The 15,392-nt window shown below is 69.7% G+C and carries 10 protein-coding genes; 3 read left to right on the top strand and 7 right to left on the bottom strand.

All coding sequences use genetic code 11. The features are described from left to right. Positions 1 to 426: 426 nt before the first annotated feature. Complete coding sequence (gene fusA / locus AC6JA9_RS20250; RefSeq protein ID WP_223749946.1) at positions 427 to 2,535, top strand: elongation factor G; 2,109 nt, start codon at positions 427 to 429, stop codon at positions 2,533 to 2,535. A 391-nt stretch (positions 2,536 to 2,926) separates the two neighbouring features. Further along, on the top strand, positions 2,927 to 4,411 hold the full coding sequence (locus tag AC6JA9_RS20255; RefSeq protein WP_223749945.1) for a DEAD/DEAH box helicase: 1,485 nt from the start codon (positions 2,927 to 2,929) through the stop codon (positions 4,409 to 4,411). A gap of 225 nt (positions 4,412 to 4,636) precedes the next feature. Here the strand turns inward: AC6JA9_RS20255 and AC6JA9_RS20260 are convergent, their stop codons facing one another. Next, positions 4,637 to 5,170, bottom strand: coding sequence for a pyridoxamine 5'-phosphate oxidase family protein (locus AC6JA9_RS20260; RefSeq protein ID WP_497960460.1), 534 nt, complete (start codon positions 5,168 to 5,170; stop codon positions 4,637 to 4,639). After that, positions 5,167 to 5,592, bottom strand: a complete 426-nt coding sequence (locus AC6JA9_RS20265; RefSeq protein ID WP_223749943.1) for a PaaI family thioesterase — start codon at positions 5,590 to 5,592, stop codon at positions 5,167 to 5,169. The genes AC6JA9_RS20260 and AC6JA9_RS20265 overlap by 4 nt, the downstream gene beginning before the upstream one ends. Positions 5,593 to 5,654: 62 nt before the next feature. Between AC6JA9_RS20265 and AC6JA9_RS20270 the strand changes: the two genes are divergently transcribed. Then, entirely contained in the window at positions 5,655 to 6,281 is a 627-nt protein-coding gene (locus tag AC6JA9_RS20270) for a TetR/AcrR family transcriptional regulator (RefSeq protein ID WP_497960462.1), read from the top strand. An 18-nt stretch (positions 6,282 to 6,299) separates the two neighbouring features. Here the strand turns inward: AC6JA9_RS20270 and AC6JA9_RS20275 are convergent, their stop codons facing one another. The 5 genes from AC6JA9_RS20275 to AC6JA9_RS20295 form a co-directional block, all read right to left on the bottom strand. Beyond that, positions 6,300 to 6,608, bottom strand: a complete 309-nt coding sequence (locus AC6JA9_RS20275; RefSeq protein WP_426746518.1) for a hypothetical protein — start codon at positions 6,606 to 6,608, stop codon at positions 6,300 to 6,302. Positions 6,609 to 6,675: 67 nt separating this feature from the next. Beyond that, positions 6,676 to 10,143, bottom strand: coding sequence for a methylmalonyl-CoA mutase family protein (locus AC6JA9_RS20280; RefSeq protein WP_141325055.1), 3,468 nt, complete (start codon positions 10,141 to 10,143; stop codon positions 6,676 to 6,678). 75 nt (positions 10,144 to 10,218) lie between these two features. Then, positions 10,219 to 11,202, bottom strand: a complete 984-nt coding sequence (gene meaB / locus AC6JA9_RS20285; protein ID WP_223749941.1) for a methylmalonyl Co-A mutase-associated GTPase MeaB — start codon at positions 11,200 to 11,202, stop codon at positions 10,219 to 10,221. Further along, positions 11,199 to 13,388, bottom strand: a complete 2,190-nt coding sequence (gene scpA, locus AC6JA9_RS20290; protein ID WP_497960465.1) for a methylmalonyl-CoA mutase — start codon at positions 13,386 to 13,388, stop codon at positions 11,199 to 11,201. The genes meaB and scpA overlap by 4 nt, the downstream gene beginning before the upstream one ends. Then, positions 13,388 to 15,250, bottom strand: coding sequence for a methylmalonyl-CoA mutase family protein (locus AC6JA9_RS20295; protein ID WP_497960467.1), 1,863 nt, complete (start codon positions 15,248 to 15,250; stop codon positions 13,388 to 13,390). Before AC6JA9_RS20295 ends, scpA begins: the two co-directional genes overlap by 1 nt. Positions 15,251 to 15,392: the final 142 nt, after the last annotated feature.

Here is a 15,392-nt window from a genome sequence, read left to right on the forward strand (position 1 = left end):
GTGCCCGCCTGGACGCGTGTACCAGGGGGGCGAATTGACAATCACAGTCGTCTGCTTTATCTCAATCCCATCATGAGGCCCGTCTCCTTCACAGCCCTGCTGATGCGCGTCCCCGCGCCGGCGGCGGACGTGTGCCTTGCCCCCCGTCACGAGGTTCTGCTCGACATTTGAGCAGGCGGGCCGGAGTCCTTCCGGCGCGCGGGTTTGCTGGTTCCCGTGTGTCGTGAAGTCCGGTTCCGCCCTGGCTCGATGAGGGCCGTCGTGTGCCTTCGTTCCATGCGTCCCTGAGCGGGCTTTCACGCCCCTCCGGCGCGTCGCGCGTGGACGGGCACCTCGACGGCGCCTCGTCCGTCGTCCCTCACCAACCGGCTCCTCACTTCATCACCCCCCGCGGGCCTCGCTGCCTGACGGGAACGGGAGTCCTTCATGCCTCGCAGCACTCGCATCGAGCGGTATCGCAACATCGGCATCATGGCCCACATCGACGCGGGCAAGACGACGCTCACCGAGCGCGTCCTGTTCTTCACCGGTCGCATCCACTCCACGGGCGAGGTGCACGACGGCTCCACGGAGATGGACTGGCTGCCGCAGGAGAAGCAGCGCGGCATCACCATCACCTCCGCGGCCACCACCGCGTTCTGGTCTCCTCGCACGGGGCCCTCGGCGGGTTTGCCCCACCGCATCAACATCCTGGACACGCCGGGACACGTGGACTTCACCATCGAGGTGGAGCGCTCCCTGCGCGTGCTGGATGGCGCGGTGGCCGTGTTCGACGCGAGCCAGGGCGTGGAGCCCCAGTCCGAGGCCGTGTGGCGTCAGGCGGACCGCTACGGCGTCCCGCGCATCGCGTTCATCAACAAGATGGACAAGGTGGGCGCGGACTTCGTCATGAGCCTGGAGTCCATCCGGGAGCGGCTGGGCGCTCGCCCGGTGGCGGTGCAGTGGCCGCTCATGGGCGCGGGCGCTGAGTTCCAGGGGCTGGTGGACCTGGTCCGGATGAAGACGGTCCTCTTCGACGGCGACGGCGGTGAGTACCGCGACGGCCTCCCCATTCCCGAGGAGGCGCGCGCGGAGGTGGAGCGCTGGCGGCTGCGGCTCATCGAGGCCGCGGCGGACCTGGACGACGCGGTGATGGAGAAGTTCGTGGACGGACGGCTGGAGGAGATTGGCGAGGCGGAGCTCGTGCGTGCGTTGCGCGCGGGGACGCTGTCGCGCGTGCTGGTGCCGGTGCTCGCCGGTGCGGCGTTCAAGAAGAAGGGAGTGCAGATGCTGCTGGACGCTGTCGTCGACTACCTGCCCGCGCCGTCGGACCTGCCGGCGGTGGAGGGCTCCGTGTACGGCACGGAGCAGCGGACCACGCGTGAGCCCGCGGACGACAGTCCTCCGGCCGCGCTGGCGTTCAAGATGATGAGTGACAAGAACGTGGGGAACATCGTCTTCCTGCGCGTGTACTCGGGCACGCTGCGCGCGGGCACCGTCCTGCTCAACTCCGCCACCGGCAAGCGGGAGCGGGTGGGCCGGCTGATGTTCATGCATGCCAATCGCCGGGAGGAGGTGGAGGAGGTCCATGCGGGAGACATCGCCGCGGCGCTCGGCCTGAAGGGCGTGCGCACCGGAGACACGCTGAGCGACGTGGAGGCCCCCGTGGTGCTCGAGTCGCTCGGCTTCCCGGAGCCCGTGGTGCACCTGGCCGTGGAGGCGAAGTCACCGGCGGAGCTGCCGAAGCTGGAGGAGGGCCTGCATCGTCTGGCGGCGGAGGATCCGTCGCTGCGCGTGGGCGTGGACCCGGAGAGTGGCCAGGTGCTGCTGTCCGGAATGGGTGAGCTTCACCTGGAGGTCGTCGTGGACCGCTTGAGGACGGAGTACGGCGTGGAGGCGCGCGTGGGACAGCCCAAGGTGGCCTACCGCGACACGCTCCAGCGCGCGGTGCGCCAGGAGTACCGCCACGTCCGTCAATCGGGCGGGCCGGGTCAGTATGCGTACGTGGTGCTGGACGTGGCTCCGGCGGCGCGGGGCGCGGGGCTCGTGTTCGTGGACGACACGAAGGGTGGCTCCATCCCGAGGGAGCTGGTGCCGGCCATCCAGAAGGGCGTGGCGGGGGCCATGGAGAAGGGCGTGCGCGACGGCGTGGCGCTCGTGGACGTGGAGGTCCGGCTGGTGGATGGAGACACGCACGTGCGTGACTCCACACCCCAGGCATTCTCCACGGCCGGCTCCCTGGCGCTGCAGGAGGCGGTGAGGGCCGCTGGCGTGCGGGTGCTCGAGCCCGTGATGGCGGTGGAGGTGACGACGCCCGAGGCGTACCTGGGCGACGTGCTGGGTGACCTCGCCGCGCGGCGGGGCAGGGTGTTGGGGATGGAGGAGCGGGGCAACGCGCGAGTCGTCTCTGCGCGCGTCCCCATGGCCAGCCTCTTCGGCTACGTGACGAGCCTGCGTGGTCGGACTCAAGGCAGGGCCCAGGCGAGCATGCGCCTGGGTGAGTACGAGCCTCTGCCGGACGCGCTCCAGCCGTCCTTGGCCGTGACTCACGCATGATGCAGGAGGCCCCGGGGCTCGTATCGGCCCGGGGTCTCGTTGTTTTCGAGCGCGAGCGATTTCTCTTGCTTGTACGTGGGTACAAGCCGCGAGCCTGTCTCGTCAGACAGGAGACCAGGCGGGCGTCCTGGCGCCCCCGAGGGGAGTGGCGCAAAACGTACACCCCGCCGTTGATTCCGCGGGACTTTGGCCCGGGGAGCGGGCAGGGTCTCGCGCCAAGACGTCGGAATGGGTGGGTCAGCCTCCCTGTTCCCTGACGTTCCCCGAGTGGTCCGGACCCAGTGAGGTCCGGCCGCGCACCGCCAGGCGCCTCCGGCATGGGTCGGAAGAGCGCGCTGCGCGGGCTTGCTCACCACCGCAAGGCGGTGAGCTCACTGTTTCCCAGGAAGACATGACTTTCGACGAACTGCAGCTTCACGACACCCTCCTGCGCGCGGTCAAGGCGGAGGGCTACACCACCCCCACGCCCATCCAGGCGAAGGCGATTCCCCACGCATTGCTGGGCAAGGACGTCCTCGGCGTGGCGCAGACGGGCACGGGGAAGACGGCGGCGTTCGCGCTGCCCATCCTCCAGCGGCTGTCCGCGAAGGCGCCCGCGGGCGGGCACCGACCGATTCGTTGCCTGGTGCTCACCCCGACGCGCGAGCTCGCCGGTCAGGTGGGCGAGAGCTTCATGACGTACGGCAAGAACCTGCCGCTCAAGCACGCGGTCATCTTCGGCGGCGTGGGGCAGGCGGCGCAGGTGCAGTCACTCCAGCGGGGTCTGGACGTGCTGGTGGCGACGCCGGGCCGTCTGTTGGATTTGATGGACCAGGGCTACGTGTCCCTGCGCTCGCTCGAGGTGTTCGTGCTCGACGAGGCGGACCGCATGCTGGACATGGGGTTCATCCACGACGTGCGCAAGGTCATCAAGGCGCTGCCGGCGAAGCGTCAGACGCTGTTCTTCAGCGCGACGATGCCGCCCGAGATCGTGGACCTGTCGCGCAACCTGCTGACGGACCCGGTGCGCGTGGAGGTGACGCCTGTCTCCAGCACCGCGGAGACGGTGGCGCAGCAGGTGTACTTCGTGGAGCGCGAGCAGAAGCGCGGCCTGCTGACGCACCTGCTGAAGGACGGAAAGATCTCGCGGGCGCTGGTCTTCACGCGCACCAAGCACGGCGCGAACCGCGTGGCCAAGCAGCTCGAGGGCTCGGGTGTGACGGCCGCGGCGATTCACGGCAACAAGAGCCAGAACGCGCGTGAGCGCGCGCTGGACGAGTTCCGCTCCGGGACGCTGCGGGTGCTGGTGGCCACGGACATCGCGGCGCGCGGAATCGACATCGACGGGCTGAGCTTCGTCGTCAACTACGACCTGCCGAACGTGCCGGAGCAGTACGTGCACCGCATCGGCCGCACGGGCCGGGCGGGTGCGACGGGCACCGCGGTGTCCTTCTGCGACGGTGAGGAGCGCGCGTTCCTGCGCGACATCGAGCGGACCATCCGGCGCAGCGTGCCGGTGGTGGAGGACCATCCGTACCGCTCGGGCATGGCGCCGCCGCGTCCGGGGGCCTCGGCCACGGTGGAGGCGCCGGTGTCGCGCGGTCCGAATCCTGGCGCGCAGGCGCGAGGCGGGCAGGGCGGCGGTGGTGGCCGGGGTGGCAACGCGCCCGGTGGTGCCTCGCGTCGTCGTCGGGGTGGCCGCGGTGGCGGCGGTGGCCAGGGTCGGTCCGAGGGCGGCAATCGCTCGGCGCGTCCGGGTGGCTCGGGTCCGAACCGTGGCAATGCGCAGGCGCCGCGTGGACCGGGTGGCTCCTCGCCCAGGCCCGCGGCCTCCGCGGGGCCGTCGAAGCCCGCTGACGCGCCTCCCGCGCGTCGCGAAGCGCCGAAGTGGCTGTGAGGTAGTGGCTCCGTGGCATCCGTGACTCCTTCCTGAGAGGCGACGGGTGCCGCGTGGAACGTCGCCTCCCGCGTCATCGCGCTGGAGGCGCCTCCCTCGTGCAACGGTGCGAGCGCTCGTGGCGCTATCGCCTTCGAGCCTCGACGCTGAGCCTGGGTGCGGCACGGACTCACGCTTGAGTCCGCGCGCAGGGCTCGGCGGTTGTCGGGTTCGGGCCGGACCTGCCTACTCGAGGTGGGCCGTCATCCCGCCGAGGTGAACGGGCTCGATTCGTTCGACCGCGAAGTCGCGGACGAACTCGAGTCGGCCCCACAGCAGGTCATGCCCCTTCATCCATCGGACCGCGCTCACCCGTCTCGCGAAGCGCTGCTGCTCCTCGTTCGTGGCGCGACGGGGCGGCCCGAGGACGCGGCCGACGAGTCGCACGGCGGGCGCCCGCGCGAAGTGTCCCCTGAACAGCGAGCGGAGCCAGAACCCCCTGCCGCTGTCCACGGCGAGGATGCTCAGCCGCGCATCGCGCGCGAGATTCCTCGAGAGCCGTCGGGTGAAGACCTCGAAGAACACCCCACGGCCAGGTTCACCCAGCAGCACGGAGCCGATGGGCGTGACATGGGGTGCTCCATCCTCATCGACGGTCGCGATGGAGAAGTGGAGCGAGCTGGCGAAGGCCCGCGAGAACAGCTGGCGCGTTCGAGTCCACTGCTCCCCGATATCCCGGGGCAGGGTGGTGCCGAGGTCAGCAGGTGCCAGGGCGCTCATGACTCCTTGCTGCTCCCCATCACGACGATGGTGCCCTGCGCCACGGCGACCAGCGTCTCCCCCTGGTCGTCGACCGCGAAGATCTCGCACTGGCACACCGACTGTCGTCGTCCCGTGTGCACCGCGCGAGCCCTGGCGACGAGCTGATGGCCGAGCGCCGGCCGCACGTAGTTGATCTTGAACTCCGACGTGATGATGGGCACGTCGAGCATCGCGGTGCCACCGGCGAACGTGAGCGCGTTGTCGGCCAGGTAGCTCAGGACGCCGCCGTGCGCGAAGCCATACTGCTGGCGCAGCTCCGGGCGCATGGGCAGTTCGAGCTCCACCTCGCCCTTCGTCAACCGCGTCAGCCGGGTCCCCATCAGGTTGCTGAAGCCCTGCCTGGCGAGGAGCTGCTGCCCAATCTCCATGAGTGAGTCCACGGTGCCCTCCCGGGCTGACTAGAACATCGTTCTAGAATGATGTTCTAATGTAGGGTGCGGCCATGCGCAACCCGGGTCACCGGAGAGAAGAGGTCCTCAAGGCGGCGCTCGAGTGCTTCCTGGAGCGAGGCGTGGAGGGCACGACGATGGCGGCCATCCGAGAGCGCTCCGGGGCCAGCACGGGGAGCATCTACCACCTGTTCGAGAGCAAGGAGGCCATCGCGGCCGCCCTCTACCTGGAGGTGCTCGGCGAGTACCAGACGGGCCTCTTGAAGGAACTGGAGCAGCATCCCGGCGCGCGCGAGGGCATCGAGGCGCTGGTGCGCCACCACCTGGACTGGTCCCTGTCGCGTCCCGACGCCGCCCGCTTCCTGGTGGAGGCTCGAAGTGGAGCCGCCGTCACCGCGGCGGAGAAGCGCATCCGCGAACAGAACAAGGGCTTCTTCCGTCAGCTCAAGGACTGGTGGCAGGGCCACGTCCGCGACGGCACGTTCGACGAGATGCCCTTCGAGCTCTTCCTCGCCATCCTCCGGGGACCGGCGCAGGAGATGCTCCGGGAGTGGCTCGCTGGCAGGACGAAGACCGACCCGCGCACCGCGATACCCGTCCTGGCCCGTGCGGCCTGGCAGTCCGTCGAAAAGCGCCCCACGAGCGCACGGAAGGGTGGGGCGACACCGCGACGACCTTGAGTCACGCGGCTCCGAGCCTCAAGGCCCGGAGGTCCGCGGATGAATCCGGGCCACCCGTCCGAGCACATCGGAGCGCCGTGCCCACCCGTTGAGCCTCCCCAGCGCGTTGCCAATCAAGACGCGCTCGGGCGTGGCGTCCTTGACCAGGTGGAGCAGCGCGCCGCCCTTCCAGCGCACGAAGACGACATCTCCCGCGCGCACCTCCAACGGATTCACCGGAGCCAGCGTCACGGGCTGGTTGTCCTCGATGACTCCGCGCATCGAGCCACCCCTGGGGCGTACGGTGATGTCCTTGCCTTGTGTCAGCGCCTGAAGTGCGTCCGTCATCCATCCCATGTCACGTCTCCTCGAGAAGTTCCTCGAGGAGACGTGGGGCGCTCAGCGCGCTGACAGACTACATGTTCCGCCGGTACTGCCCGCCGACCTCGTACAGGGCGCGGGAGATCTGCCCCAGCGTGCAGACCTTACAGGCGTCCATCAGCGCGGCGAAGATGTTGCCGTTGTCGAGCGCCGCGCGCTTCACGGCCTCCAGCGCGGCCGGAGCCACGTCCGCGTTGCGCTTCCAGAACGCGTCGCGCGAGGTGATGGAGTAGTCCTTCTCCTCCTTCGTCGCGCGAATCACCTCCGGCGGCGTCACGGTGGGCGAGCCCTTCGGGTCCAGGAATGTGTTCACCCCGATGATGGGCAGCGAGCCGTCGTGCTTCAGCGTCTCGTAGTACAGCGACTCCTCTTGAATCTTCGAGCGCTGGTACATGCGCTCCATCGCGCCCAGCACGCCGCCGCGCTCGGAGATGGCGCGGAACTCGGTGAGCACCGCGGCCTCCACCAGGTCCGTCAGCTCCTCGACGATGAACGAGCCCTGGTTGGGGTTCTCGTTCTTCGACAGGCCGAACTCCTTGTTGATGATGAGCTGGATGGCCAGCGCGCGCCGCACGCTCTCCTCGGTGGGCGTGGTGATGGCCTCGTCGTAGGCGTTGGTGTGCAGCGAGTTGCAGTTGTCGTTCAACGCCAGCAGCGCCTGCAGCGTGGTGCGGATGTCGTTGAAGGCGATCTCCTGCGCGTGCAGGGAACGGCCCGACGTCTGGATGTGGTACTTCAGCTTCTGCGAGCGATCATTGCCGCCGTACTTGTCGCGGATGGCCTTGGCCCAGATGCGACGCGCCACGCGGCCGAGCACCGTGTACTCGGGGTCCATCCCGTTCGAGAAGAAGAACGAGAGGTTGGGCGCGAAGTCGTCGATGTCCATCCCGCGCGACAGGTAGTACTCGACGAAGGTGAAGCCATTGGCCAGCGTGAAGGCCAGCTGGGAGATGGGGTTCGCCCCGGCCTCCGCGATGTGGTAGCCGGAGATGGACACCGAGTAGAAGTTCCGCACCTTCTTGTCGGTGAAGTACTGCTGGATGTCGCCCATCAGCCGCAGCGCGAACTCCGTGGAGAAGATGCAGGTGTTCTGCGCCTGGTCCTCCTTCAGGATGTCCGCCTGCACCGTGCCACGCACCTGCTGGAGCGTGGACGCGCGGATCTTCTCGTACACCTCGCGCGGCAGCACCTCGTCGCCAGACACGCCGAGCAGCAAGAGCCCCAGCCCGTCATTTCCCTGCGGCAGCTCACCCTGGTAGCGCGGACGCGGCACGCCACGCTTCTGGTAGAGCGCGTCGATCTTCTGCTCGACCTCCTCCACCTTGTTGTTGGCGCGGATCCACTTCTCGCACTGCTGGTCCACCGCCGCGTTCAGGAAGAACCCGAGCAGCATCGGCGCGGGGCCGTTGATGGTCATCGACACCGACGTCGTCGGGTCCGCCAGGTCGAAGCCCGAGTAGAGCTTCTTCGCGTCGTCGACGTTGGCGATGGACACGCCCGAGTTGCCGACCTTGCCGTAGATGTCCGGCCGGTGGTCCGGGTCCTCGCCGTACAGGGTCACCGAGTCGAACGCCGTGGACAGGCGCTTGGCCGGCAGTCCGCGCGAAACGTAGTGGAAGCGCTTGTTGGTGCGCTCCGGGCCGCCCTCGCCGGCGAACATGCGCGCCGGGTCCTCGCCCTCGCGCTTGAGCGGGAAGACGCCTGCGGTGAACGGGAACGCACCGGGCGCGTTCTCGCGCAGGAGCCACATCAGGATGTCACCCCAGTCCTCGTAGCGGGGCAGGGCGATCTTCGGGATGCGCAGGTGTGACAGCGACTCGGTGAACAGGTCCAGCTCGATGACCTTGTCGCGCACCTGGTACTGGTACTTGGACGCCGCGTAGCGCCGCTTCGTCGCGGGCCACTCGCTCAGGAGCCGGCGGCAATCCGGGTCCAGCCGCGACTCCAGGTCCTTGTACAGCTCCACCAGCTCGCTCAGGTACGCGGGCTCGCCCTCGACGCGCTCGGTGACGTGCACCACGTCGGACGCGTCCTTCGGCTCGACGATCTCCAGCCGCTTCTTGCCGACGTTCTGCCGCAGCGCCTCGATGGTGCCGTGGAGCTGGTACATCCGCCGGGCGATGGCCGCCTGCGCGCGGGCGAAGGCATCGTACGCCTCACACGTCTCGACGATCTCCGCGAGGTAGCGGGTGCGCTCGGGCGGGATGATCCACTTCTTCTCGCTCATGCCCGGCGTCTGGGCCAGGTGCGACTGGAGCGGGGCGCCCGTCTTCTTCACCACCGCGTCCATGATGGCGCGGTAGAGCTGGTTCATCCCCGGGTCGTTGAACTGCGACGCGATGGTGCCGTGCACGGGCACCGCGTCATCCGCCGTGGTGAAGGCGTTGTGGTTGCGCTTCCACTGCTTGCGCACGTCGCGCAGCGCGTCCAGCGAGCCGCGCTTGTCGAACTTGTTGATGGCGATGACGTCCGCGAAGTCGAGCATGTCGATCTTCTCGAGCTGCGTCGCCGCGCCGTACTCGGCCGTCATCACGTAGAGCGACACGTCCGAGTGCTCGGTGATTTCGGTGTCGGACTGACCGATGCCGGAGGTCTCCACCACGATGAGGTCGAAGCCCGCGGCCTTGCACACCTCGATGGAGTCGCCCACGTGCTTGGACAGCGCGAGGTTGCTCTGCCGCGTCGCCATGGAGCGCATGTACACGCGCGGGTTGTCGATGGCGTTCATCCGGATGCGGTCGCCGAGCAGCGCGCCGCCCGACTTGCGCTTCGACGGGTCCACCGACAGCACCGCCAGCGTCTTGTCCGGGAAGTCCGCCAGGAAGCGCCGCACCAGCTCGTCGACGAGGCTGGACTTGCCCGCGCCGCCAGTGCCGGTGATGCCCAGCACGGGCACGCGCGGCTGCTTCGAGCTGAGCTTCGTCATCGCGTCGCGGAGCTGGTCTCCCACCGACGCGAAGTTCTCCGCGATGGTGATGAGCGAGGCGATCTTCATCGGCTCGCGCACCGGCATCGCCGCCGCCGTCGGCGCGAAGTCCGCCGGGCGCTTCTCGAAGTCACACTCCTGGATGAGGTGGTCGATCATCCCCTGCAGGCCCATGGCCCGCCCGTCATCCGGGGAGTAGATGCGCGTGACACCGTACGCGTGGAGCTCCTCGATCTCCGTCGGCAGGATGGTGCCACCGCCACCGCCGAAGACCTTGATGTTCGCCCCGCGCTGCTTCAGCAGGTCGATCATGTACTTGAAGAACTCGACGTGACCGCCCTGGTACGAGGTGATCGCGATGCCCTGCGCGTCCTCCTGGATGGCGCAGTCGACGATCTCCGCGACCGAGCGGTTGTGTCCCAGGTGGATGATTTCGGCGCCCGAGGCCTGCATCAGGCGGCGCATGACGTTGATGGCCGCGTCGTGCCCGTCGAACAGGGAGGCGGCCGTCACGATTCGCACGTGGAATCGCGGCTTGTAGGGCCCGGGGACCGGGGTCAACTGGACGTTTCGCACGGCGCGTACAGTAGGAGCGCGGTGGATGTCGGGCAAGCGATTGAAGCGGGGCCCGCCGGGGCTCGACGCGGACTGTCAAGCCCTCGATGTCGGGAGGAAGGATTCCAGCACCCGCAGTGCGGCGGACGTCGGCGTGGCGCGTCCCTCGCGGACCTCCGCCTCCAGCACCGGCACCAGGGCGGCCACCGTGGGGTTCGCATGCAGGGCCGCTCGCAGACCGTCCTGCACCATGGACCACATCCAGCCCACCTGCTGCGCGCGCCGTCGCTGCTCCAGTGTCCCGGAGGCCACGCGCTTGCCCACCTGCGCCTCCAGCGCCTCCCACAGCTTGCCGATGCCCTGGCCCTCCAGCGCGCTGCACGTGGTGACCACGGGCTCGTTGCCCGGACGCATCAGGTGGAGCGCGGCGCGCAGCTCGGAGCGGGCCCGCTCGGCCCTCGGCAGGTTGTCGCCGTCCGCCTTGTTGATGGCGAGCATGTCCGCCACCTCGAGGATGCCGCGCTTGATGCCCTGCAGCTCGTCGCCCGCGCCCGCGAGCATCAGCACCAGGTAGAAGTCCACCATGTCGGCGACCACCGTCTCCGACTGGCCCACGCCCACCGTCTCCACCAGCACCACGTCGAAGCCCGCCGCCTCGCACAACAGCAGCGTCTCCCGCGTCTTGCGCGCGACCCCGCCCAGCGTGCCGCTGGACGGACTGGGGCGGATGTACGCGGCCGCCTCGCGCGACAGCCGGGCCATGCGCGTCTTGTCGCCCAGGATGCTGCCGCCGGAGATGGTGCTCGACGGGTCGATGGCGAGCACCGCCACGCGCCGTCCCGCGCCCACCAGGTGCATCCCCAGCGCGTCGATGAAGGTGCTCTTGCCCACGCCGGGAACACCGCTGATACCGATGCGCCGGCTGCCGCCCGTGAAGGGGAGCAGCCGGGTGAGGACCTCCTGCGCGAGCGCCTGGTGGCGCGGATGTCCGCTCTCCACCAGGGTGATGGCGCGCGCGAGCACGGAGCGATCCGCCGAGCGGACGCCGTCCACGTAGGCGTCCACCGTCAGCTGCTTCACGCCTCCTCCTGCGCCGCCGTCAGCTTCTCCAGCAGCTCCAGGGCCGCCTTCGAGATGACCGTGCCAGGGCCGAAGATGGCGGCGGCGCCCGCGGCGCGCAGCTCGTCGTAGTCCTGCGCGGGGATGACGCCGCCCACGACGACCATGATGTCCTCGCGGCCCAGCTCTCTCAACGCGCGCTTGAGCTGCGGCACCAGCGTCAGGTGTCCGGCCGCCAGCGAGCTGGCCCCCACCACGTGCACGTCGTTCTCCACGGCCTGGCGCGCGGACTCCTCGGGCGTCTGGAACAGCGGGCCGATGTCCACGTCGAAGCCCAGGTCCGCGAACGCGGTGGCGATGACCTTCTGTCCTCGGTCATGCCCGTCCTGGCCCATCTTCGCGATGAGGATGCGAGGCCGGCGGCCGAAGCGCGCGAGGAACGCGTCCGCCGCGGCGCGGGCCTCGGTGATGCCCTGGGCGTCCTTGCCCGCTTCGCTCGAGTACACGCCGGACACGCTCCTCACCGTGGCTTCGTAGCGCCCGAAGACCTTCTCGAGCGCGTCGCTGATCTCTCCCACCGTCGCCTTCGCGCGCGCCGCGTCGATGGCGAGCGCCAGGAGATTCCCCTCGTTGCGCCGGCCCGCCTCGGTGAGCGCCTCCAGCTTGCGGCGAACGTCGTCCGCGTTGCGCTCCGCGCGCAGTTCCTTGAGCCGGGCGATCTGCGCCTCGCGCACCGCGGAGTTGTCCACCTTGAGGATCTCGATGTTGTCGGGACGCTCGGGCGGGTACTTGTTCACGCCGATGATGGCCTGACGGCCGGAGTCGATGCGCGCCTGCGTGCGGGCCGCGGCCTCCTCGATGCGCAGCTTGGGCAGCCCCGCCTCGATGGCCTTCGTCATGCCGCCCAGCGCCTCGACCTCCTGGATGTGTCCCCACGCCTTCTGCGCCAGCTCGTGCGTGAGCCGCTCCACGTAGTAGCTGCCGCCCCACGGGTCGATGACGCGCGTGGTGCCGCTCTCCAGTTGGAGATACAGCTGCGTGTTGCGGGCGATGCGCGCGCTGAAGTCCGTGGGGAGGGCGATGGCCTCGTCGAGCGAGTTGGTGTGCAGGCTCTGCGTGTGGCCCTGCGTCGCGGCCATGGCCTCCACGCACGTGCGCACCACGTTGTTGAACACGTCCTGCGCGGTGAGGCTCCAGCCGGAGGTCTGCGAGTGCGTGCGCAGCGCCAGGCTCTTGTCGCTCTTGGGGCTGAAGCCCTTGATGAGCCGGGCCCAGATCATCCGGGCCGCGCGCATCTTCGCCACCTCCATGAAGAAGTTCATGCCGATGGCCCAGAAGAACGACAGGCGCGGCGCGAACGCGTCCACGCCCAGTCCCGCCGCGAGCCCCGCGCGCACGTACTCCACGCCGTCCGCCAGGGTGTAGCCGAGCTCCAGGTCCTGTGTCGCTCCGGCCTCCTGCATGTGGTAGCCGCTGATGCTGATGCTGTTGAAGCGCGGCATCTTCTCCGCGGTGAAGCGGAAGATGTCGCCGATGATGCGCATCGACGGGCCCGGCGGGTAGATGTACGTGTTGCGGACCATGAACTCCTTGAGGATGTCGTTCTGGATGGTCCCGCTGAGCTGCTCCGGCTTGACGCCCTGTTCCTCGGCCGCCACCACGTAGAGCGCCAGGATGGGCAGCACCGCGCCGTTCATCGTCATCGACACGCTCATCTGGTCGAGCGGGATGCGGTCGAACAGGATGCGCATGTCCTTGATGGAGTCGATGGCCACGCCCGCCATGCCCACGTCACCGGCGACGCGCGGATGGTCGCTGTCGTAGCCCCGGTGCGTGGCCAGGTCGAAGGCGATGGACAAACCCTTCTGTCCGGCCGCGAGGTTGCGGCGGTAGAAGGCGTTGGACGCCTCGGCCGTGGAGAAGCCCGCGTACTGGCGCACCGTCCACGGCTGCTGCACGTACATGGTGGAGTAGGGGCCGCGCACGAAGGGCGGCAGGCCCGGCAGCGAGCCCAGGTGCTCGACGTCCGCCAGGTCCTCGGGCGTGTACACCGCCTTGACGGGGATGCCCTCGGGCGTGTCCCAGTGCTCGGCGTCCTTCAGCGTGGCGCGGGCCTTCTCGCGCTGCGCCTCGAGCGCGGCGGCGGTCGGCTGGGTCTCCGGCGCATCGAAGGCGATGCCGGAGAAGTTCGGGACGTGGGGACTCATCAGGCCACTCCGAGCTGCGCGTGCAGCGAGTTCAGGAGCGCGAACAGGTCCGCTCCCGCGAAGATGAACAGGTCCACGCCGGCCGCGTGGAAGGCGGCCTCGTGCTCACCAGGGCGTCCCGCCACCGCCACCGTGCGCGCGCCCTTCGCCTTCAGCGCCGCCGTCAGCGCGGGCACCCACTCGGGATACATCGCGTCCGGACCGGAGATGACCGCGAGCGTCGCGCCCGACTCGGCGAAGGCCGTCACCACCGCCGCCGGGTCCGCGAAGCCGTGCTTCTCCTTCGACTCGATGCCGCCGGCCGCCAGCGCGTTGACCACCCACGTGGAGCGCGCCGTGTGCTCGGCCACCGTGCCCAGGCTCGCCAGGAACGCGGTGGGCCGCTGTCCGTGGGCCGTGACGTACCGGTCGCTCGCGTCACGCAAGGACTCGAAGGGCTCCGCGATGCGCGTGGGCTTCAATCCCTCGCTGCTCGCGACGGTGCTCCGCGTCCGGGCCTCGCGGCGCACGGGCGCCTCGCCCAGGAAGGGGAACTCGCTCACGCCCACGATGGGCTGCTTGCGGCTGCGCACGGCCTTCTCACGCGCGGCCCGCGTCTCCGCGAGCACCTTCGCGATGTCGCCCTGGGCCAGCGCCTTCTCCAGTCCGCCGAGCGACTCGATGCGCTGCAGCTCCGTCCACGCCGCGCGCGCCAGCTCCGAGGTGAGCTGCTCCAGGTAGTAGCTGCCGCCCGCGGGGTCCGCGACGCGGTTGAGGCTCGACTCGTCGCGCAGGATGAGCTGCGTGTTGCGCGCGAGCCTGCGCGCGCCCTCGTCCGGCGTGCCGAGCGGCTCGTCGAACGGGGAGGTGCTGACGCTGTCCGCGCCCGCGACCACGGCGGCGAAGGACTCGGCCGTGGCGCGCAGGATGTTCACCCACGGGTCTCTCTGCGTCTTCGTGCCGATGGCGGTGCGCGCGTGCAGCCGCATCGCCTGCGCCTCGGGCGAGCCACCCGACGCGGCCACGACCTTGGCCCACAACAGCCGCGCGGCGCGCAGCTTGGCGATCTCCGGGAAGAACTGGCCGCCGACCGACAGCGCGAACTGCACCGAGCGCGCCGCGACGTCCACCGCCACGCCCGCGCGCTCCATTCCGCGCAGGTACTCCACACCCGTGGCCATGGCCCATGCCAGCTCGTGCACCGACGTGGCCCCCGCGTCCGCGTAGGCCCGCGTCGACACCAGCAGCACCCGCAGCTCCGGCGCGCTCTGGGCCCGCGACGTGACGAGCGGCGCGGCCTCCGCGAGCACCGCCGCCACGCCCTCCGGCAGCGCGCCGGTGCGAGCGAGGATGCCCAAGGGGTCGATGCCCAGCGAGCCGCTCGGCTTGACGCCCGCCTTGTCGGCCACGGCCAGCAGCAGGGACGCCGTGGCGAGCGGCGCCGAGTCCGGCTCCAGGTGCACGGGAGTCCGGTCCAGCGGCACGTGGGCCAGCAGTCGGGCCAGCGTGGCCTCGTCCTTCACCGGGATGCCATGGGCCTCGCCCAGGCAGAGCCAGACACCCTGGGTGCCTCGCTCCAGGTCCGTGCGGAGGGCCTCGGCGGCGAGGGTGACGTCCGGCTCGGAGTACTCCTGGCACAGCAGCCAGCCGCCCTCGGTGTGGCCCAGGGGCTGGGTGCCCCGGACGTAGGGGGCGACGCCCGGCGGCTGTGGCGCGGCCGTGTCCGCCTGCGCGTAGAGGGGCTGGAGCGCCAGTCCACCTTCCAGCGGCGACTGGAGCACCGTGAAGGGCTTGCCCTTCAGGTCCTTGTCCACCAGCCGGCGCCACTCCTCGAGAGTGCGGGCCGGAAACTCGGCGGCGATGTGAAGAGGCACCTGCGACATGCTGTGTCCTCGCGGGGGATGTGGCCGATGACAGGGCGGCCGTCCCCGTCCCATAGGCGCAAAAACGCGCCCGTTCAATGGCGGCGAGCGGGGGAGGGCCTTGTTGGCATCGCCCCGGCCGCCGGGGTGTCAACAAGCCGGG

The organism is Myxococcus sp. MH1 (assembly GCF_059738865.1).